At 36.9% G+C, this 20,307-nt stretch carries 18 protein-coding genes and 2 tRNA genes; 4 read left to right on the top strand and 16 right to left on the bottom strand.

The window, feature by feature from the left end; genetic code table 11:
- Window positions 1-417 carry an organic hydroperoxide resistance protein gene (locus MHH71_RS21210; RefSeq protein ID WP_003200800.1) on the top strand — a complete coding sequence of 139 codons (417 nt, stop codon included), beginning with the start codon at window positions 1-3 and terminating at the stop codon, window positions 415-417.
- 27 nt (window positions 418-444) lie between these two features.
- Here MHH71_RS21210 and ysxC read toward each other — a convergent pair whose 3' ends face one another.
- From ysxC to MHH71_RS21175, 7 genes are all read right to left on the bottom strand, one after another.
- Entirely contained in the window at window positions 445-1,041 is a 597-nt protein-coding gene (gene ysxC, locus MHH71_RS21205) for a ribosome biogenesis GTP-binding protein YsxC (protein ID WP_018764396.1), read from the bottom strand.
- The gene (gene lon / locus MHH71_RS21200; protein WP_006096079.1) at window positions 1,038-3,368 is read right to left on the bottom strand and encodes an endopeptidase La; all 2,331 of its coding nucleotides are present in this window, start codon (window positions 3,366-3,368) and stop codon (window positions 1,038-1,040) included. Before lon ends, ysxC begins: the two co-directional genes overlap by 4 nt.
- 362 nt (window positions 3,369-3,730) lie before the next feature.
- Complete coding sequence (gene lonB / locus MHH71_RS21195) at window positions 3,731-5,401, bottom strand: ATP-dependent protease LonB (RefSeq protein ID WP_003200791.1); 1,671 nt, start codon at window positions 5,399-5,401, stop codon at window positions 3,731-3,733.
- A gap of 106 nt (window positions 5,402-5,507) precedes the next feature.
- Window positions 5,508-6,767 (bottom strand): ATP-dependent protease ATP-binding subunit ClpX, encoded by a 1,260-nt coding sequence (gene clpX, locus MHH71_RS21190; protein ID WP_018764399.1) that lies wholly within the window; start codon window positions 6,765-6,767, stop codon window positions 5,508-5,510.
- A gap of 269 nt (window positions 6,768-7,036) precedes the next feature.
- Window positions 7,037-8,320, bottom strand: a complete 1,284-nt coding sequence (gene tig, locus MHH71_RS21185) for a trigger factor (RefSeq protein WP_003200787.1) — start codon at window positions 8,318-8,320, stop codon at window positions 7,037-7,039.
- A 333-nt stretch (window positions 8,321-8,653) separates the two neighbouring features.
- A complete protein-coding gene (locus tag MHH71_RS21180; RefSeq protein ID WP_006096080.1) occupies window positions 8,654-9,652 on the bottom strand; it encodes a hypothetical protein in 999 nt (332 codons plus the stop codon).
- A 198-nt stretch (window positions 9,653-9,850) separates the two neighbouring features.
- On the bottom strand, window positions 9,851-10,099 hold the full coding sequence (locus tag MHH71_RS21175; protein ID WP_018764400.1) for a hypothetical protein: 249 nt from the start codon (window positions 10,097-10,099) through the stop codon (window positions 9,851-9,853).
- A gap of 520 nt (window positions 10,100-10,619) precedes the next feature.
- Between MHH71_RS21175 and MHH71_RS21170 the strand changes: the two genes are divergently transcribed.
- Window positions 10,620-11,234 carry a PH domain-containing protein gene (locus MHH71_RS21170; protein WP_003200781.1) on the top strand — a complete coding sequence of 205 codons (615 nt, stop codon included), beginning with the start codon at window positions 10,620-10,622 and terminating at the stop codon, window positions 11,232-11,234.
- A 52-nt stretch (window positions 11,235-11,286) separates the two neighbouring features.
- Here MHH71_RS21170 and MHH71_RS21165 read toward each other — a convergent pair.
- The 8 genes from MHH71_RS21165 to gerE all read right to left on the bottom strand — a co-directional run bounded on the left by MHH71_RS21165 (window position 11,287) and on the right by gerE (window position 15,982).
- Window positions 11,287-11,360, bottom strand: a tRNA-Arg gene (locus MHH71_RS21165).
- Between the two features lies 1 nt (window position 11,361).
- Window positions 11,362-11,435, bottom strand: a tRNA-Gly gene (locus MHH71_RS21160).
- Between the two features lie 101 nt (window positions 11,436-11,536).
- A complete protein-coding gene (locus MHH71_RS21155; protein WP_003200763.1) occupies window positions 11,537-12,043 on the bottom strand; it encodes a metallophosphoesterase in 507 nt (168 codons plus the stop codon).
- A 13-nt stretch (window positions 12,044-12,056) separates the two neighbouring features.
- Window positions 12,057-12,668, bottom strand: coding sequence for an XTP/dITP diphosphatase (locus tag MHH71_RS21150; protein ID WP_033799123.1), 612 nt, complete (start codon window positions 12,666-12,668; stop codon window positions 12,057-12,059).
- Window positions 12,669-12,679: 11 nt separating this feature from the next.
- A complete protein-coding gene (rph, locus tag MHH71_RS21145) occupies window positions 12,680-13,417 on the bottom strand; it encodes a ribonuclease PH (protein ID WP_003200759.1) in 738 nt (245 codons plus the stop codon).
- Window positions 13,418-13,553: 136 nt separating this feature from the next.
- The gene (locus tag MHH71_RS21140) at window positions 13,554-14,600 is read right to left on the bottom strand and encodes a GerMN domain-containing protein (RefSeq protein WP_006096082.1); all 1,047 of its coding nucleotides are present in this window, start codon (window positions 14,598-14,600) and stop codon (window positions 13,554-13,556) included.
- A 151-nt stretch (window positions 14,601-14,751) separates the two neighbouring features.
- Window positions 14,752-15,567, bottom strand: coding sequence for a glutamate racemase (gene racE / locus MHH71_RS21135; protein WP_003208646.1), 816 nt, complete (start codon window positions 15,565-15,567; stop codon window positions 14,752-14,754).
- A gap of 190 nt (window positions 15,568-15,757) precedes the next feature.
- Window positions 15,758-15,982 (bottom strand): spore germination transcription factor GerE, encoded by a 225-nt coding sequence (gerE, locus tag MHH71_RS21130; protein WP_000659494.1) that lies wholly within the window; start codon window positions 15,980-15,982, stop codon window positions 15,758-15,760.
- Window positions 15,983-16,303: 321 nt separating this feature from the next.
- Between gerE and MHH71_RS21125 the strand changes: the two genes are divergently transcribed.
- Entirely contained in the window at window positions 16,304-18,127 is a 1,824-nt protein-coding gene (locus MHH71_RS21125; RefSeq protein WP_018764402.1) for an APC family permease, read from the top strand.
- Window positions 18,128-18,330: 203 nt separating this feature from the next.
- A complete protein-coding gene (locus MHH71_RS21120) occupies window positions 18,331-18,516 on the top strand; it encodes a PspC domain-containing protein (protein WP_003200751.1) in 186 nt (61 codons plus the stop codon).
- Window positions 18,517-18,548: 32 nt separating this feature from the next.
- Here the strand turns inward: MHH71_RS21120 and MHH71_RS21115 are convergent, their stop codons facing one another.
- Window positions 18,549-20,270: an amylo-alpha-1,6-glucosidase gene (locus MHH71_RS21115; protein WP_006096084.1), complete on the bottom strand. Its 1,722-nt coding sequence runs from the start codon at window positions 20,268-20,270 to the stop codon at window positions 18,549-18,551.
- Window positions 20,271-20,307 lie beyond the last annotated feature (37 nt).

The raw sequence follows: 20,307 nt of genomic DNA, 5'->3' as shown, positions 1-20,307 counted from the left end.
ATGGAAAAATTATACACAGCAACTGTAACTGCAACAGGTGGAAGAAACGGGAAAGTTGTTTCTGAAGACGGCATTCTAAACCTTGATGTGAAGATGCCAAAAGCATTAGGCGGTATGGGCGGCGAAGCAACGAACCCAGAACAATTATTTGCAGCTGGTTATGCAGCATGCTTTGATAGTGCATTACAACTTGTTATTCGTACAAAACGTGTAAAAGTAGAAAGTACAGAAGTGACAGCTCATATTTCAATTGGGAAAGATACGGACGGTGGTTTTGGATTATCTGCTGTACTTGATGTACGTGTAGCTGGCGTTTCTCATGCTGAAGCACGAGAGCTTGTAGAAGCTGCACATGGCGTATGTCCATATTCAAAAGCGACTAGAGGAAATATTGAAGTTACATTAAACGTACTATAAGTAAACAAAAAAACGTGCGACGAATCGTCACACGTTTTTTGTTTTTGTAAACTTATGAATGGCTTTCCACGCTTCTTCTTTTCCAAGCCCTGTTTCCGATGAAAATAGAACAACTTCATCACCTTGTTCAATATCAAGCGTTTCTTTCACAACCTTCAAATGCTTTTGCCATTTCCCTTTCGGAATTTTATCGGCTTTTGTTGCAATGATGATTGTTGGAATTTCATAATGCTTTAAGAAATCATACATCATAACATCATCGTTTGTCGGCGGGTGACGTAGATCAACTACTAATACAGCCGCATCTAATTGCTCACGCGTTGTAAAATAGGTTTCAATCATTCTGCCCCATGCCGCTCGCTCTGTTTTCGATACTTTCGCATATCCATAACCTGGAACATCGACAAAATGCATCATTTCATTAATTAAGAAAAAGTTGAGTGTCTGCGTTTTTCCTGGTTTAGAAGAAATACGCACTAACTTTTTACGATTTAAAATTTTATTAATAAAGGAAGACTTCCCAACATTAGAACGACCTGCTAATGCAATTTCTGGTAAGTCACCATCTGGATATTGTTCTGGTTTAACAGCACTAATGACAATATCTGCTTTTGTTACTTTCATTGTTTCACTCCTACTAATGCGTGCTCCAATACTTCGTCTAAATGAGACACAAGCACAAACGTAAGGTTTTCTTTTACGCTTTCTGGAATATCATCTAAATCCTTTTCATTTTCGGCTGGCAAAATAATTTTTGTTAAGCCTGCGCGATGAGCACTTAATGTTTTTTCTTTTAAACCACCGATTGGTAATACACGACCACGAAGGGTAATTTCACCTGTCATCCCTACTTCTTTACTGACAGGTACACCTGTCAATGCGGAAATAAGCGCCGTTGCCATCGTAATACCAGCTGATGGACCATCCTTTGGCACTGCTCCTTCTGGAACATGAATATGGATGTCATTCTTTTCATGGAAATTTGAATCGATATGAAGTTCTTCTGCACGAGAGCGAATATAACTAAATGCAGCTTGTGCGGATTCTTTCATAACATCCCCAAGTTTCCCTGTTAAAATTAATTTTCCTTTTCCTGGTGATACAGATACTTCAATTGCGAGTGTATCACCGCCAGCAGCTGTATACGCTAAACCAGTTGCCATTCCAACTTGATCTTTCGTTTCAGCTTGCCCATAACGGAATATATGTTTACCAAGTAGGTCTGTAATATTTTTTTCCGTTACAATAATACGTTTACGCTCTTCTGTTACAATAATCTTTGCTGCTTTACGACAAATCTTTGCAATTTGACGTTCTAACGTTCGAACACCAGCCTCGCGCGTATAGTAGCGAATAATTTCAAGCAGGGCTTCATCACGAATTTGTAAATTCCCTTTTCGCAAGCCATGTTCTTTTAATTGCTTCGGCAATAAATGTTCACGAGCAATATGTACCTTTTCAATCTCTGTATAACCAGCAATCGAAATAATTTCCATACGATCAAGGAGCGGACCTGGAATGCTCGCAAGCGTATTTGCAGTTGCAACAAACATTACTTTTGATAGGTCGTACGGCTCTTCAATATAATGATCGCTAAAATTATGGTTTTGCTCCGGGTCTAATACTTCTAATAATGCAGCAGACGGATCGCCGCGGAAATCATTGGACATCTTATCAATCTCATCTAATAAAAAGACTGGGTTGATTGTTTTTGCCTTCTTCATCCCTTGAATAATACGCCCTGGCATTGCTCCCACATATGTACGACGGTGACCACGAATTTCAGATTCATCACGAACACCACCAAGGGAAACACGGACAAAATTACGATTTAACGATGTGGCAATCGAACGAGCTAAAGATGTTTTCCCAACACCCGGAGGGCCTACTAGACAAAGAATTGGTCCTTTTAAAGAATTTGTTAGCTTTTGTACAGCTAAATATTCCAGTACACGTTCTTTCACTTTCTCAAGACCATAATGATCTCTATTTAAAATCGTTTCAGAATGTGCTAAATCGATCATATCCTCTGTCGCTTCTGTCCACGGAAGTGCTAATAACCAATCCAGATAATTGCGAATGACACCACTCTCTGCAGAACTTACTGGCAACTTTTCATAACGATCTAATTCTTTTAGGGCAGCTTTCTTCGTTTCTTCTGGCATTCCAGCCTCTTCGATTTTTTCGCGAAGTTCCTCTACTTCGCCGCCTTTACCTTCTTTATCACCAAGTTCTGTTTGAATCGCCTTCATTTGTTCACGCAAGAAATATTCTTTTTGCGTACGTTCCATCGAACGTTTCACCTTTTGTCCAATTTTCTTTTCTAAACTAAGTAGTTCCTGTTCATCTTGAATAATGGAAATGAGCGTATGTAATCTTTCTTTCGCTGATCTAATCTCCAAAATTTCTTGCTTTTGTTTTGTTTTAATTGGTAGATGAGAAGAAATTAAATCAGCTAGGCGGCCAGGTTCTTCAACATCTACTACTGTCGCAAACGTTTCATTCGATATTTTTTTCGAAACTTTAATATATTGCTCGAAATGTTCAAGTAACGTGCGCATTAGAGCCTTTTCTTCTAGATCGCCTTCTTCTTCCTCTGTTACTGTTTGAATAGAAACCTGTATTACATTTTCTTCTTCAATAAATTCTACAATTTCTGCTCTATGTAAACCTTCTACAAGGACACGAAGCGTACCGTTCGGCAGTTTTAACATCTGCTTTACTTTCGCTACTGTACCCACACTATATATGTCATCTTCTTTTGGATCATCGATATTCATTTCTTTTTGCATCGCTAAAAAGATGATATTTTCATCCATTGCTGCCTGCTCTAGTGCTTGTATTGATTTATCACGTCCTACATCAAGATGCAGAACCATCGTTGGATATACGAGAACGCCTCTTAATGGTAGGAGGGGCACAATTCTTTCGTTCGTATTCATACTAGACATAGCACCTCCATAATAAATTAAACTCCTGTTCAACTATTTTATATTACAATACACTTGGATGCAATTGCAGAGATTCCTTGCAATTGCAAATCTCCTACTTTTTCTTTCTCTATAAAGTGAAACTTCCAGCCGTAGGGGCCTTAGTTAACCATCACCAATCGGGCTTTTACAGGTAAGTTGCCCTACCTATTTCCTCCTCTTCTCTCTGGGCTTTGAAGTAGGGGCTTATTGCCCACGAATAGCGGGATAAAAGAAAAAGGGACCTCGCTTAAGCATACAAACTTAAACGAAGTCTGGCAAATATTACATGTTCTATTTCCCATTTACCTAAAAGGAAATCACTTCTTAGAACCCGATTTAATTTACATCGATTGTACATCGCCTTCATCTAGCTCGCGATGCACATCAATTTCACGATGCAATTTTTCCTGGACGAATGTTAACGCAAAAACTTCTTTTAATTTTCGAACGGGAATAATCTCGATACCCTTTATCGTATATAAAAATGGCTGCATGTTTTCAGCAGGAATAATAACCTTTTTCGCTCCTGCCTTTTTTGCTGCTTTTACTTTTGCATATACGCCGCCTACTGGTTTTACTTCTCCATGAATACTTATTTCTCCGGTCATCGCTATTTCGTTATTCACATACACTTGGTGAAGCGCTGAATATACACCTGTTGCCATTGCAATGCCTGCTGAAGGACCATCAATTGGAATACCACCTGGGAAATTAATATGTATATCATATCCTTCTGGTAACAAGTCTAGGGAGCGGAGCACGGTTAATACATTATCAACGGATCCTTTTGCCATACTTTTACGGCGAATCGATTTTGTTTGACTACCAATACTCTCTTCTTCCACAATTCCTGTAACATTTATCGTACCTTTTTCCGCAGCTGGGATTGCCATTACTTCAATTTCTAATAGCGCCCCTGTATTCGGTCCATATACTGCAAGACCGTTTACAAGACCGATCTTCGGAATTGGATAAATACGCTTTTCATATTTTGGAGTAAGCTGACTAGAATGTACAACCCATTCAATATCCTCATCTTTAATAAAAGAACGTCCCTCATTAATCGCCATTCCTGCAGAAATTTGCACAAGATTAATGGCTTCTCTTCCATTTCTTGCATACATGCCGATCATTTCAACACCTTGTTTTCCAATTTCCATTTTCACTTTTTCAGCTGCATTCTTCGCTACTTTTTGAATTTCTTCTGTATCAAGTTCACGGAAGAAAACTTCTAAACAACGAGAACGAATAGCAGGAGGAATTTCATCTGGAGAACGAGTTGTCGCTCCGACTAAGCGGAAATCTGCTGGTAAGCCTTTTTGAAAAATATCATGTATGTATGTTGGAATCATTGAATTTTCTTCACTGTAGTATGCACTTTCCAAAAATACTTTGCGATCTTCTAATACTTTTAACATTTTATTCATCTGGATTGGATGCAATTCACCAATTTCATCAATAAATAAAATGCCACCATGTGCATCCGTTACGGCACCTTTTTTCGGTTGTGGAATTCCTGCTTGCCCCATTGCACCTGCACCTTGATAAATCGGATCATGTACCGAGCCAATTAAAGGATCAGCAATGCCACGCTCATCAAAGCGGGCAGTTGTTGCATCTAGTTCAATAAATGTTGCATTCATACGAAATGGTGATTTTTGATTTTTCTTCGCTTCTTCTAACACAAGACGTGCTGCCGCTGTTTTCCCTACCCCAGGAGGTCCATATATAATGACATGCTGCGGGTTCGGTCCACACAGTGCTGCCTTTAATGATCTAATTCCGTCCTCTTGGCCAACAATATCTAAAAAAGATGTAGGACGTACCTTCTCGGCAAGTGGTTCTGTCAAAGAAATCTCGCGCATTTTGCGAAGTTGTTCTAATTCTTTTTTCGATTCTCGATCAATTGAAACTTTTTGTGTTCGCTGGTTTCGGAGCAAATGCCAAAAATACAATCCGACAATTACACCAAAAACAAGTTGAACAAGTAAGAATATGTTTGTCCAGCTCATAATTCATTTCCTCCCGCTATGTTTTACCATTTAGTATTTCCTGGGAGGAATAGTGCTAAACATAATAAGAAACAGCAATTATAAAAATTGCTGTTTCATTTTTACACTATGCAGATGTTTTTGTATCGAGTACAGTACCGTCTTGTAACACCAATTTTGGCGGTGCATTGTCTGCTACTGTTTCTTTTGAAAGAATACACTTCTCGATATCTTTACGAGATGGAAGCTCGAACATTACATCTAGCATTAAGCCTTCAATAATAGAGCGAAGTCCACGAGCACCTGTTTTACGTTCAATTGCTTTTTTCGCAATTTCAATCAGTGCTCCTTCTTCAAATTCCAACTCAACATCGTCAAGCTCCAATAATTTTTGGAACTGTTTTACAAGCGCATTTTTCGGTTTTGTTAAAATATCAACAAGAGCACCTTCATCAAGTGGTTCTAGGTTCGCAATAACCGGAAGACGACCAATAAACTCTGGAATTAAACCAAATCGTAAAAGGTCTTCTGGTAATACGTGAGATAAAACATGCTTTTCATTTACATCAGCATTTTTCTTCTCTGAACCAAATCCAATTACTTTTTCACCAAGGCGACGTTTAATAATTGGCTCAATACCATCAAACGCACCACCACAAATGAATAAGATGTTCGTTGTATCAATTTGAATAAACTCTTGATGCGGATGTTTACGACCACCTTGAGGCGGAACGCTTGCTACAGTACCCTCTAAAATTTTCAGAAGGGCCTGCTGTACACCCTCACCAGATACATCACGTGTAATTGATGGATTTTCTGACTTACGCGCCACTTTATCAATCTCATCAATATAAATGATTCCTTTTTCAGCTTTCTCTACATCATAATCAGCTGCTTGAATAAGTTTTAGTAAGATGTTTTCTACATCTTCCCCTACATATCCAGCTTCTGTTAAAGATGTTGCGTCCGCGATTGCAAATGGAACATTTAAAATACGCGCTAATGTTTGTGCCAATAATGTTTTACCACTACCTGTTGGCCCGATAAGTGCGATATTACTTTTCGCCAATTCTACATCATCAATTTTGCTGTTAGAATTGATGCGTTTGTAATGATTATATACCGCTACCGCTAATGCTTTCTTCGCATTATCTTGTCCGATTACATACTCATCTAAGATTTCACGAATTTCTACCGGTTTCGGTACATCTTTGAATTCTACTTCTTCGTCCTTCGCAAGCTCCTCTTGCACAATCTCTGTACAAAGCTCAATGCACTCATCACAAATGTAAACACCAGGACCAGCAACAAGCTTTCGGACTTGCGTTTGTGTTTTACCACAGAAAGAACATTTTAATTGCCCTTTTTCATCATTAAATTTAAACATATTTTCACACCCCTTACAAAGTGCTAATATCTTGCCTTCGTATGTACACGATAAATGTATCGTATGTAAATACATATTATGTCACTACGTGGCGAGAAATACAAATAATATGACTAGTTATGTACAAATAAAAAATTTTTAAAACTTTTGAAATATGTATATTCGACTTTAGAAGGATCATTTCCTTCTTCATCGAAAAGTTTTATAAATATATTTATATCTATATTTATAAAACAAGGCACGATCCAAAATCGCGCCTTGTTATTTTATTATGCAGCTTTGCTGTTGTCTACTAAGAAGTCTACAGCTTTACGAACTTTAATGTCTTCAGATAAAGCATCTAAGCTTCCAAGAGCTTGTGTGATAGCGTCAACTGGCATATTGTACATTGCAGCCATTTTTTCAACTTCTGCAGTTACTTCTTCTTCAGTAACTTCGATGTTTTCAGCTTCAATGATCGCTTCAAGAACAAGGTTGATTCTTACACGTTTTTGTGCATCTTCTTTCATTTGTTCTTTTAACTTGTCAGCGTCAGTACCTGTGAATTGGTAGTAAAGCTCAAGGTTCATACCTTGTTGGCTTAAGCGTTGTTCGAATTCACGAATCATACGATCTAACTCAGTTTCGATCATAGCTTCTGGAATTTCGATTTCAGCGTTATCAGCAGCTTTTTCTACTACTTCGTCACGAACTTTGTGCTCAGCTTCGTGCTTTTTGCCTTCTTCTAAGTTTGTACGAAGTTTTGCTTTTAACTCTTCAAGAGTTGCAACTTCTTCGTCTGCATCTTTAGCGAACTCGTCATCTAAAGCTGGAAGTTCTTTTGCTTTAATTTCATGAACTGTCACTTTAAATGTTGCTGGTTTACCAGCAAGTTCTTCTGCATGGTACTCTTCTGGGAATGATACTTCAACGTCTTTTGACTCGCCAGCTTTTAGACCAATTAATTGCTCTTCAAAACCTGGGATGAATGTACCAGAACCGATTGCTAGAGAGTAGTTCTCGCCTTTTCCGCCTTCGAATGCTTCGCCATCAACGAAACCTTCAAAGTCGATTACAGCTGTATCGCCGTTTTCAGCAGTACCTTCTTCTTTAACAACTAGTTCAGCTTGACGCTCTTGTAAAGATTGTAATTCGTTCTCTACATCTTCGTCAGTTACAGTTGTTTCAACTTTTTCTACTGCTAGTCCTTTGTATTCACCTAATTTAACTTCAGGTTTTACAGTAACTTTTGCAGTGAAGATTAAGTTTTCATTTTTCTCGAACTTCTCGATGTCGATTTCAGGATGAGCAACTGGGAAGATACCAGTTTCATCGATTGCTTCACCGTATGCTTTTGGTAAGATAATATCTAAAGCATCTTGGTATAAAGATTCAATACCAAAGCGTTGTTCGAATAACGGACGAGGCATTTTTCCTTTACGGAAACCAGGTACGTTAATTGTTTTTACTACTTTTTTGAACGCAGCGTCGATAGAGTTGTTTACTTCTTTAGCATCAACTTCGATTGTTAAAACGCCAACGTTACCTTCTAATTTTTCCCATTTTGCAGCCATTTATTCTTTCCCTCCAACTATAATAATGTATGCACATACCTCTACAGATTGAGATTTTCATTATTTCTTTTTTAGAAACAACAAAAGCATGAAAGCCAATTTATTTAAGCTTTCTAATCTTCTAGCAATAAGCCTTAAGACACGCGATTCTCAATCTATTATTTGTCTATAAGACAAACACGGTATATTTTGTTCGAGAATAATATGAAACATATTAAGTAAGAGAATTATACTTCTCTCCTCTTACAAGCAGGCATAATTCAGCCTTTTGCAACCCTTACATTATAACATAGAATATTCTCGTTTCAATAACTGAACGATTCTTTTTCATAATTATACAGGTAAATGCCCTTCTCTCTCCACGCGTAAAAACCATTGATAGGCAATATGAAACTCTTCAACGGTAATATTATACGCCTCCATAAGTTCCTCTTCATCGATGATCAATCCGAAACGCTTTCTCCCGATTCGCTCTAAAACCGCTGCCCATACTTCTACTTTATCTATTAGTAATGGGAACGGGAAAATACTTGCTTGCATTTCTCTCCAATATGTAATAATCGCCTCAAACATATTTGGATTATCACTTTCTAAACGATTAGATAATATATGTATAACTTTCTTCGAGTACTCATCATTATGATCCAAATGAGCTGGAATAATCATTATTCTTTCGCCAAATTTCTCTACTTCTATTTCTTCTTTCATACGCTTCTCTACCATTTTGTATATAATAGAAGTTTTTAAATATGGATGTCGCGTGCTATCAACGAGAAATTTCCGTAAAGCTGGCAAAGCTTTTTCGAGGTTTTTAATTAAAAGAGCATGAATTACCTGTAGCTGCTGCCCAAAATTTTCTACAAATAGTTTTTTCGAAAATTCTTCCAGATCAAAATCTGATTCTACTAGCGTCGTTCCCTCACCATTTAGCATATTCTCCGCAAATTGGGCAAGCTGCGCTAACTTTTCTCTTTGCTCTACAGTCAATTCTTTCTTCTGCAAAACCTCTTCAACAGTCTCAATTACACCTACATAATCATTTGTTTGAACTAAAATAGTCACGTATGTTTCAAGAATATCCCCAAACAAGACTGTTCCTGTTTCAAGCAACTTCTCACATCGGTCTTTTGATTCTTCCATTCGCTTTAATTCTAATAAACAAATAACTGAAGCTAATTCTGTTTGCTCTGTTTCTCCATTATACTGGCGTAATATTTCAAAACAGCGCAATGCATCTTCGAACTTCCGCTCCCGCAGCGCCATAAACCCTTGATCAATATAACGCTCTGACAACTGCGGAAACAATACGACCGTATTTTCTTTTTTATCCATACGTCCGCCTCTTTTTTTAGATTTTAAATATCTTCAAAGTAAATATAACAAATGGCTGTTAAGAAAACAACATTCCAAATACATTTATTTGAAATATGAAAATATTCGACTTTTATAATTAAAACGAAAAAATCATATCAGAAAATCCTCTTTATACATATAAAAAACCCTCAGCAAATAACGCAGAGGATTTCCTCATTAATGGGCAGCTTTTATAATTGTAGGATATACGAAAAGAGTAATCATTTGGAGAACAATAATTGTAACAACAACCATGCTAAAAAAGAAGATTGGCTTACTTCGTTTCATCAAAAACATAATAATAAGCATAATGCAGGCAAGTAAACACATAAAAAATAAACTTGTAGTAGGACTTAGTATTCCGCTAGGGACAAATGACAATAATATAACACTACAAACACCTATAATTCCGAGTAACCATTCCATTCATTTACCCTTTCCCTCTCATAACAATTCTCTCTATGCTACTAAATGTTTTACAACCTCAATTACATCTGTTAATTTCTCATATGCAACAAACCCGAAAGCTACTGTTAAAGCCGTTACGACTAATCCTTTCATGTTTTTCTTCCTCCTCGTGTCATCTTCGTTACCTTAATTATAAAGAACTGGCATTTTGTTACCATCGAACTTTCTTACACTTACCTTACAGAATTGTAAGATTTCAAAAGAAAAAAACCACCTAACATAATTGAAAGTGGTTTTACGGGAGTTCTCTATAATCGTCTGCAAAATTAACATTCTTTTCTTAGTACTTATTTGGTGAATTTATTCTTAAACTAATTGATTTACGAAACACTTTTGTAATTATTTATTACATCACATTCGAGATATTTCTCTCCTTCACCTTCTTATAAATTTTTAAATACAGCCTAATTCCCTTGTTGAAAAATGTTAAAATATTTTTATGTAATTCAAAATCCAGAAATTAAAGGGGATGATCCATATGTTCAAAAAAGTAGCTGCTGATGTTCTCGGGCTAAGCGATGTAGGTTCTGTAATCACACCGAAAGATTATGATAAAGTGGATGCTGATGATTATGTGATGCATGAAGATGGAGAAAAAATTTATTTTCTAATTAAATCAAAATCAGATGAATATTGTTTTACAAACAAAGGGTTAATTCACTTAGATGGTACGAGTGCAGCAAGTAAAAAACGTACATTACGCCGCTTCAGCTACAGCAAACATCAAATTAAAAATGTAGCGTTAGAAACTGCTGGTACAATCGATTTAGATGTAGAAATTAAATTCCATATGGGAGATGAATATTACTCAATTGACGTTCATAAAAAACATATCGAGGAATTAAAAGACTTATATAAAGCTCTTCTCAAAATTGAGGAAATTTCATACGAAAATGATATTACATTACAATATGCTCATAAAAGTTTAGATATGGCTTCTAACACATTTAGTCGTATTACGAATGCACAAGTTAATTTAGCAGAGCAATTTAAAGAAATGAATCAAATTGCGTTTAATTGGCTTGTGGATACGAAGAAGCAATATAACGTGAAAGATTATGGGTTTGTTTTTGAAAAATTTATTAACGATTAATTTTTGAATAAACAAAAAACCTTGTCATCAAAAGATAACAAGGTTTTTTTAGCGTCCCAGGAGAGATTCGAACTCCCGACCGACGGCTTAGAAGGCCGTTGCTCTATCCTGCTGAGCTACTGGGACATGGAGCGGGTGAAGAGAATCGAACTCTCGACCAGAGCTTGGAAGGCTCTTGTTTTACCACTAAACTACACCCGCATATTTTGTTTTCATTTCCGTCTGATATCTTATCGACAAGGTTTATTATATTTGCACACGCAGATAAAGTCAACACCTTTTTTCAAAGAGGATAATTTTTCTTATCCTCTTTGAAAAGTTTTATGTGCGACAACTTTTCCAGCTAATGTTTCAAATCGAATTTCAATGTCCTTTTCATTTACTTCTAACAAAGTAAATGTTTTTTCTTTACGGGAACGTGGCAGTAAAATGCTTCCTGGATTGATGAATAAAATACCATCAATAAATTCCGCTCCCAACATATGAGAATGTCCAAAACATACAATATTCGCTCCCACTTCTTTTGCACGATATAAAAGTGTTTGCAAAGTCATTTTAATATTGTATCGATGACCGTGTGTAGCAAAAAAGCGCATTTCATCTACATCAGTAATGATTTCTTCTTCAAAACCATTATATAGATCGCAATTCCCTTTTACTACTTGGAACCCTCGTAAATCTGGATGATCTGGCGTTAGTTCTGAATCACCGCAATGAATCATAACATCTACATTTCCCTCATATGTATCTTTTAATTGCTGTAATTCTTTCGTAGAACCGTGACTATCGCTTACAATTAAAGCTCTCATCGGTCTCTCTCCCTTATTCTTCTTCTAAAAACCACGCTGAAATTTTTTCTTCCAACTTTCGAAGAGCACGCCCGCGGTGACTGATTTCATTTTTCTCATCTGAAGTTAACTCTGCCATTGCTCGTTTGTATTCTTCTACATAAAAGATTGGATCATATCCGAAACCATTTTCACCACGACGTTGCTCTAGAATTTTCCCTTCGCATGTTCCATTTACAATAACCGACTCTTTATTTTCTTCTGGAAAAGCAACCGCTAACGCACAATAAAAACGCGCTGTACGCTTTTCCATCGAAACGCCATCTAATCCTGTTAAAACTTTATCGATATTTGCCTGATCATCTTTTTGCTCACCAGCATAGCGAGCAGAGCGCACACCAGGATTTCCATTCAACGCATCAACAATTAGCCCTGAATCATCCGCAATAACAATTGAATTTAACTGTTTACATAAACTGTCCGCTTTCAAAAGTGCATTTTCTTCAAATGTTTCACCAGTTTCCTCGACTTCTTCAATATTAGGGAAGTCATGAAGAGATTTTACTTCTAAGTCAAATCTCTCAAATAGCTCGGCAAATTCACGTACTTTCCCTATATTTTTCGTTGCTACAACAACATGTTTCATATTTCCCACCTCTACTCTATATGAGATACGATGTCACCTAATGCTTCTTTTTGTTTTTCAATGAGTTGTAAAATCCCATTTTCAGCTGCATCAAGTAATTCATTTAACTCCGCACGGCTAAATGTTGCTTCTTCTCCAGTTCCTTGCACTTCAACAAAATGGCCTTTCCCCGTCATAATAACGTTCATATCAACATCAGCTTGAGAATCTTCTGCATAGTTTAGATCTAAAACTACACCTTGGTCTTCAACAATTCCAACGGATGTTGCAGCTAAATAATCTTTTACTGGAATTTTAGATACTTTTTCTGCTTGTAATAACTTTTCAAATGCTAACACCATCGCGACATAAGCACCCGTAATAGACGCTGTTCGTGTTCCTCCATCTGCCTGGATTACATCACAATCAATCCAAACCGTTCTTTCCCCAAGTGCTTCCAAATCAACAACCGCACGTAATGCTCGTCCAATTAAACGTTGAATTTCCATTGTGCGACCAGTTACTTTCCCTTTACTGGACTCACGAATTGTACGTTGTTCTGTTGCGCGTGGAATCATGGCGTATTCAGCTGTTACCCACCCTTTTCCTTCGCCTCTCATAAATGGTGGCACACGTTCTTCAATCGTTGCCGAACAAATAACCTTTGTATCTCCAACTTCAATTAGTACAGACCCTTCTGGATGTTTTAAATAATTTGTATGAAGATGTATATTGCGCAGTTCTGCCGCTTGTCTACCATCTACTCGCATAAAATAACCCCCTACCTAGTAACTGCTACTTGTTAGTATAGCCCGTTTTAAATTTATGATTATGTATATCAACAGAAGAAGGGGAACTCAAAAAGAAATTCCCCTTTCCTACATAAGTATATCAAATTATTTACGATTAAAAACTACCTGTATTCACGTTTTGCGGACGATCAACAGGTTTTGTTAATTTCTCACCCTTCTCGTTAACAAGATTTGCTTTTCCATTTACTTCAACAGAAACATTTTTCACACCTTGTTTTTCCGTTAAAGATAGAACGAGTGATTGCAGTACATAATTTGAAATCATACTTTTTCCTTTGTTCACATATATATTTTCATTGAAATTCAATGTAACCTTTCCATCTTGCACTTTCGGTTCACTAACGAGCTTTACATCTGGATTAAAATCATTAAGTAAAGCTGAACCCGACGGTCCTTTAACAAGCTCATTCACAACCGTTGCTACTTCATGTTCCTTTCCTTCTGCCACGCGGCGTGTTACTGGCACATAGTACTGTTTTTTATTATTTCGCGCTAGGAAATAAAGTGTAACCGGCTTCGTATTCGTTACATCCGCCACTTGCTCATCATCAAAGTTAATTCCATCCGCACGGCTAACCCCTTCACCAATCGGTGTACCAGCAACCGGCATCGTTTCTAAATTTTTACCGTTCATCTGAAATTTGACTTGCTTAATTTCTTTAAATTGCGTCAATGTCCATGCTACAGATTCCACGATTTGACGCTCTTCTTCTTTTTTATAATTTTTTATTTCCTTTGAGAAATCAACAACTGCTGTCCCATCTTTTTTCACATCAACTGACAGCGTTGTATTCGCTGGAAGAACCGCTTGAAATCCATTTGGCAACATATTTGTTACAGGACCATCCTTCACAAGATATTCCAATGTTTGCTTCACAACTGCATTCCCTTTGGGCGCAGGTAAATCAAATGTTTGCGGTACAACATAACCATTTTTATCAACGAGGTATAAATCATATTTCTTCGTTTGCCCTTGTTTTTCTTTTGTAGCAGTCTCTTTCTTCTCACCATCTGTATACGCAACTTTTTTCGGTGGATCAATTTGTTCTGTTTCTTTCTCCTGATTTAACAAACCGCATCCTGATAATAAAGCTGCGCTTACTGTAACACAAACAAGCCATTTAAAAGTGGATTTAGGCATACCATTTCCCCCTAAAATCTAAGTTTGTACTATATGTATACGAGCTCTTTATCATTTTAGAACAAGCAATAACAACTTATCTTACAATTTACTAAACAAAAAAACTCCTGATTTCTCAGAAGTTTTTTATACAAATCTATTATTAACTTGTTTACAAATTAATATGTTTTACATTTTCAATCGGCTGTCCAAACCATTTAGAAGCAATTTCTTTGAATAAATCTATTTTTCCTGTGGTTAAGAAAAGATGGTCGCTTTGTTCTTCCCCTTCATTTAACATTTTACTATGATATAGTATCGTACTTACTTCACGAGCTGTTTCATCTCCAGAACTAATTAACTGCACCTTATCTCCCATTACCCGCTTAATAACTGGGCCTAGAATCGGATAATGTGTACATCCTAAAATCAGCGTATCAATTTCAGTATTTTTCAGTGGTTGCAACGTTTCTCTAACAACCTCATACGCCATCTCACTCTCAAAGTTTCCACTTTCAACAAGTTCAACAAATGGCGGACACGCTAAGCTTTCTACCATAACGCGGTTATTAATGGACTTTAACGCATCTTCATACGCACCACTTTTCACCGTTCCAATTGTTCCAATAATACCAACATGGTACGTATTCGTCACTTTTAAAGCTGTACGCGAACCAGGATGAATCACACCCACTACTGGAATTTTTAATTGTTTTTGCATCTCTTCAAGTACGACCGCAGTTGCAGTATTACAAGCAATAACTAGCATTTTAATATCAAGTGCTAATAAATACTCTGTCATTTCCCATGTGAATTGACGCACTTCCTCGCGAGAACGCGGGCCATAAGGACAACGTGCTGTATCTCCTAAATATATAATACGCTCTTTTGGCAGCTGACGAATTAACTCTTTCGCTACCGTTAATCCCCCTACTCCCGAATCAATGACACCAATTGCTCTATTCAACATAATCACCCGTTTTCTCATTCATCATCTTATTTTTTTGCATATCATTATATCTTACATACTTTAGATCTTTACAGATCCAAAATATACCTGTTAATAGATTTCCAAATATGTACCTGTATAGACCAGGACTTTTTTATTTTGCTCCTTTTCTTCGCAATTTGCAAGACAGAAAAATAGCCGACCTTTTATAAAAAGTCGGCTTCACCTATTATAATTCGAGTTCCCCCATACGAAGAAGCTCAACAACCGCTTGCGAACGTCCTTTAACCCCTAGCTTTTGCATTGCATTTGATATGTGGTTGCGTACAGTTTTTTCACTAATAAATAGTTCACTTGCAATTTCTTTCGTCGTTTTATCTTGAACCAATAATTCAAAGACTTCTCTCTCTCTCTTTGTGAGTAACGGTTTAGATTGATATGCTTTTTCCTTCAACTGGTATAACCCTCCTTGCTTAAGCCAGAGCTGTATATGTGTAAGTTGGGTGTTTATTTAGTCAAGATATTGTATGAACAAAATGTGCAGGTGGTGAATGAAAATGGGCTAATTTCGGCACGTTATTTATGATTTATATATATGTAAGAACTTCCAAAAAATCTTTTTCAAATAATAAGCGCGAAAATCCCCAAACTCCATTTATTACCTCTTTCTTTTCAGAAAGATTCATCAATAAACAGCCAATACTACCAAACAGGGATGTATGTGTTCATACCAATCCGCTTTGCACGCAAAATTTTATGTATTGGTGGTGTCATTATGTTTTCGGCCTTCAAACGATTTTTAATCGGTAGACCACTTAAGTCAACAGCACTCGGGGAACAAAAATTAAATAAACTAAAGGCACTCGCGATCCTTTCTTCTGACGCCCTTTCTTCTGTCGCTTACGGAACAGAACAAATTTTAATTGTATTAGCTGCATTTGGAGCGATTGCTTTCTGGTATTCCATCCCGATCGCAATTGGCGTTTTAATCTTATTGACAGCGCTCATTTTATCATACCGACAAATTATTTTTTCTTATCCGCATGGCGGAGGTGCTTATGTTGTTTCCAAAACAAACTTAGGCACAAATGCTGGGCTTATTGCAGGAGGATCATTACTTGTTGATTATATTCTTACTGTAGCTGTAAGTGTTTCAGCTGGAACCGATGCTATTACATCTGCTTTTCCGGCTTTGCACACATACACCGTTCCAATCGCGGTCATACTTGTTTTATTTATTACAATTTTGAATCTAAGAGGCGTAACGGAGTCAGCATCGATTCTAGCTTATCCTGTCTATCTCTTTGCCTTTGCACTTGTTATTTTAATTATTGCTGGTGTTTTTAAAATTTTTTCTGGGCAAGCTCCCGCTCATTTACATACACCGATTGGAACAGTCGTGCCTGGCATTACACTCTTCTTCTTGTTGAAGGCTTTTTCATCTGGTTGTTCCGCTTTAACAGGGGTAGAAGCAATTTCCAATGCAATTCCAAATTTTAAAGAACCGGCTGCAAAAAATGCAGCAAAAACATTAGTTATCATGGGGACGATTCTTGCTATTTTATTTACGGGTATTACATTTTTAGCCTATTGGTATGGAATTGCTCCGAAACATAATGACACTGTCGTGTCCCAAATTGCTTCAAATATATTTGGAAGGAATTTTGTATACTACTTTATTCAAGGAACAACTGCGCTTATTTTAGTACTAGCTGCAAACACAGGTTTTTCAGCATTTCCACTTTTAGCATTTAATTTAGCATCAGATAAATATATGCCGCGTATGTATTTAATGCGTGGAGATCGCTTAGGGTATTCAAATGGAATCATTACGTTAGGTATTAGTTCTATGCTTTTAATCGTTGCATTCCAAGGTAAAACCGAACAATTAATCCCGTTGTATGCTGTCGGGGTATTCATTCCTTTTACATTGTCACAAACAGGTATGATTATAAAATGGTTACGAGAAAAGCCAAAAGGATGGATGCCTAAGTTACTAACAAACTTATTAGGCGCTCTTATTTCATTAACTGTGCTTCTCATTTTTTTCATTACAAAATTTGCGCAAGTATGGTCCATTCTTATCTTTTTACCTATCATTGTTTTCATCTTTCATCGCATCCACAATCACTATGTTGCAGTAGGAGAACAGTTGCGCATCAATTTTAATGAAATTCCTGAAAAAGTAACTGGTAACGTCGTAATTGTTCCCGTCGCTGGTATTACAAAAGTAGTCGAACAATCCATCAATTACGCAGAAACAATTAGCGATCAAGTTATCGCTGTGTATGTAGCTTTTGATAAAGAAAGCGAACTACGTATGCAGGAAAAATGGAAAGAATGGCAACCGAATATTCGTCTCGTTACCTTTATCTCATCTTACCGAAGCTTAATGCGTCCTATCGCAAAATTAATTACAATTATTCAGCATAAGGCGCAAGAAAAGAATCGTTTCGTTACCGTTTTAATTCCGCAATTTATTACAAAAAAGAACTGGCATAACTTTTTACACAACCAATCGAGTGTATTACTACGTGTCTATCTTCTATATAAGAAAAATGTTATAGTCACAACAGTTCCTTACCGTTTCCGAAAATAAAAGCAATATACACATAAAAGAAAGGAGGCTATCCTCTCCTTTCTTTTATGTGTACAACTGCCTTACAAAACTGTAATCTTCTTTCAGAAAAATGTAATATAATTCGATAGTTTACATATTCTTTTCCATGTAAGATAAAAGTATAAAGAATCACCAATACATAAAAGAAACAAAATGGTGATTAAAAAAGAGAGGGGTTTATAATGGAAAAAAAGTTACGTAGATCTGAAACTGATAAAGTTTTATTTGGTGTATGCGGTGGTTTAGGAGAATATTTTGATATAAGCGTTAGTATGATTCGCATACTTTGGGTTATTGCGATTCTATGCTTCGGAACAGGTTTTTTAGTCTATCTTGTTTGTTTGTTGCTTATGCCACGTTCTTACTAAAAAGGCACCGGTGCCCAATCGGTGCCTTTCTTTCATCTTGTCACTTTTTGATAGAGCATACTTTCTTTTTGTGTTAACAAATACTTATTTGCTAAAATAAGAAACACACTAGAAGTCCATGTAAACGCTAAATCACGCAATCCTTGCCCGGTTTGTGCATGAAAATTTTCAGCCATCCCACTTTTATTTGCCATCCTACAAAAACGAACAGCAATATCCTTTGCAAATTCATTTTTGCCAACTGCTTGTAAAGCCTCAGTCATAATAAATGTTGTCGGTGCCCAAATTGGTCCGCGCCAATATCCATCATCACGATAATATGGACTCCTTATACTCTCTGTTGCAAAACCATACTTTGTCAAAAAGTGATTTTCTTTTTTCAATTCTACAAGTAAGCTTTCAATGATTTCTTCAGGTAACCTTTTTCCTAAAATGAGAGGAATATATAACACAAGACTATCTGATACTTCATATGAATGATTCCCAGATTGCGGGGCAATAAAACGCTTTTCTCTCCAACAATGTTGAATCATACGATTGAGCGTTGTATTTGCTCGCGCTTCCCATCGCTTTGCTTCTTCTTCAAATCCAAGCTTCTCTGCGACCTCCGATAATACCTCCATTTGTAAAATAAGAAATGAGCTTAAGTCCGGACTCTCAATAGGGGCACCACGGTGAAAAATCGTACTATTATCCCAACCGCTATCATTCCCATGATTATATTGAGGAACCCCATCCCCATCATCATCTCGATATGTAAACCACCAATCCGTCCATTTGCATAACGGTTCATACACTTCTTGTAAATGCCCTTCTGTTATAAAATCTGTATGTTCCATCATCCATTTCAGCGTCCACCCATGAATAGGTGGTTTACAGCAATTCCATAGCCCACTTTTATCGTTAATATAATCCGGTAATACACCGCACTCATCTTGCTTATCAAAGAAAATCATAAATTGATCCCACGCCACTGTCGGCTGATGTATCGCTAATGCCATCGCATTAAAACAATGATCCCAACTCCATATATTTGTCATCCAGTTTTTTGACATATACATCGCTTTTCTCGGTAAATACCCTTCCGCTTCTACCATACAAGACCATGTAATATAAGCCGCTAACTCTCTTCCTTTCAATAAGTCTTTCGGGACAGCCAATGTATGACGTAACCAATTTACAAAATCCGCTTCAGCAGCATCCACCGCCTCCGCGAATGTCTTCGTCTCCTTCGGCTTCTGCAATACTGTTTTGTATTCCGTTAGTTCCACATCAATCCCTGATCCTTCATCTTGTGCATAAATATCAACAATAATATGTTTACAACGAAGTTCTTCAAACGGGGCATCCATATGCATAACCCCTTCTATAGCAGATAAATGAAATCTTATTTCTTTTGAAAAGCTATTAATTTCCCACCCACCTTGTGCACTTGGAATACAGTAATCATACGAACTTGTAATCCCAATAAAACGTAGCTGCAATCGATCCGAATAAAAACGAATTGTATCAGAATGAGAGAAACAAATCTTCACATCACCTTCTACAGTTTGGAGCGTTAGTAAAGATGGCGACATCTTTGTTTCACATGGTAAAACCTCTCCTTTCCGATTTAATACCTCTATTTTAAACACTTCACCAAAATCGTCGTCACCACCGCGAATGTTTCGAATCAGTAATCCGTTATCATAGTTTAAAGAAATAACTAAAAAAGAACCGTAACGACTAAATGGAACTTGTTGTAAATCAAACATTTATATCCCCCTAGGAAAGAGCCCTAACAATAGAAGG

Origin of the sequence: Bacillus sp. FSL H8-0534 (assembly GCF_038005885.1) — a bacterium.
GTDB lineage: Bacteria > Bacillota > Bacilli > Bacillales > Bacillaceae_G > Bacillus_A > Bacillus_A pseudomycoides.
Note: the sequence above shows the minus strand (reverse complement) of the source record. Positions and strands in the feature narration are given on the sequence as shown.

What these genes read in the sequence shown, in the direction of transcription:
- MHH71_RS21210 (WP_003200800.1), top strand. Translation starts at nt 1, where the DNA reads ATGGAAAAATTATACACAGCAACTGTAACTGCAACAGGTGGAAGAAAC.
- ysxC (WP_018764396.1), bottom strand. Translation starts at nt 1,041, where the DNA reads ATGAAAGTAACAAAAGCAGATATTGTCATTAGTGCTGTTAAACCAGAA.
- lon (WP_006096079.1), bottom strand. Translation starts at nt 3,368, where the DNA reads ATGTCTAGTATGAATACGAACGAAAGAATTGTGCCCCTCCTACCATTA.
- lonB (WP_003200791.1), bottom strand. Translation starts at nt 5,401, where the DNA reads ATGAGCTGGACAAACATATTCTTACTTGTTCAACTTGTTTTTGGTGTA.
- clpX (WP_018764399.1), bottom strand. Translation starts at nt 6,767, where the DNA reads ATGTTTAAATTTAATGATGAAAAAGGGCAATTAAAATGTTCTTTCTGT.
- tig (WP_003200787.1), bottom strand. Translation starts at nt 8,320, where the DNA reads ATGGCTGCAAAATGGGAAAAATTAGAAGGTAACGTTGGCGTTTTAACA.
- MHH71_RS21180 (WP_006096080.1), bottom strand. Translation starts at nt 9,652, where the DNA reads ATGGATAAAAAAGAAAATACGGTCGTATTGTTTCCGCAGTTGTCAGAG.
- MHH71_RS21175 (WP_018764400.1), bottom strand. Translation starts at nt 10,099, where the DNA reads ATGGAATGGTTACTCGGAATTATAGGTGTTTGTAGTGTTATATTATTG.
- MHH71_RS21170 (WP_003200781.1), top strand. Translation starts at nt 10,620, where the DNA reads ATGTTCAAAAAAGTAGCTGCTGATGTTCTCGGGCTAAGCGATGTAGGT.
- MHH71_RS21155 (WP_003200763.1), bottom strand. Translation starts at nt 12,043, where the DNA reads ATGAGAGCTTTAATTGTAAGCGATAGTCACGGTTCTACGAAAGAATTA.
- MHH71_RS21150 (WP_033799123.1), bottom strand. Translation starts at nt 12,668, where the DNA reads ATGAAACATGTTGTTGTAGCAACGAAAAATATAGGGAAAGTACGTGAA.
- rph (WP_003200759.1), bottom strand. Translation starts at nt 13,417, where the DNA reads ATGCGAGTAGATGGTAGACAAGCGGCAGAACTGCGCAATATACATCTT.
- MHH71_RS21140 (WP_006096082.1), bottom strand. Translation starts at nt 14,600, where the DNA reads ATGCCTAAATCCACTTTTAAATGGCTTGTTTGTGTTACAGTAAGCGCA.
- racE (WP_003208646.1), bottom strand. Translation starts at nt 15,567, where the DNA reads ATGAGAAAACGGGTGATTATGTTGAATAGAGCAATTGGTGTCATTGAT.
- MHH71_RS21125 (WP_018764402.1), top strand. Translation starts at nt 16,304, where the DNA reads ATGTTTTCGGCCTTCAAACGATTTTTAATCGGTAGACCACTTAAGTCA.
- MHH71_RS21120 (WP_003200751.1), top strand. Translation starts at nt 18,331, where the DNA reads ATGGAAAAAAAGTTACGTAGATCTGAAACTGATAAAGTTTTATTTGGT.
- MHH71_RS21115 (WP_006096084.1), bottom strand. Translation starts at nt 20,270, where the DNA reads ATGTTTGATTTACAACAAGTTCCATTTAGTCGTTACGGTTCTTTTTTA.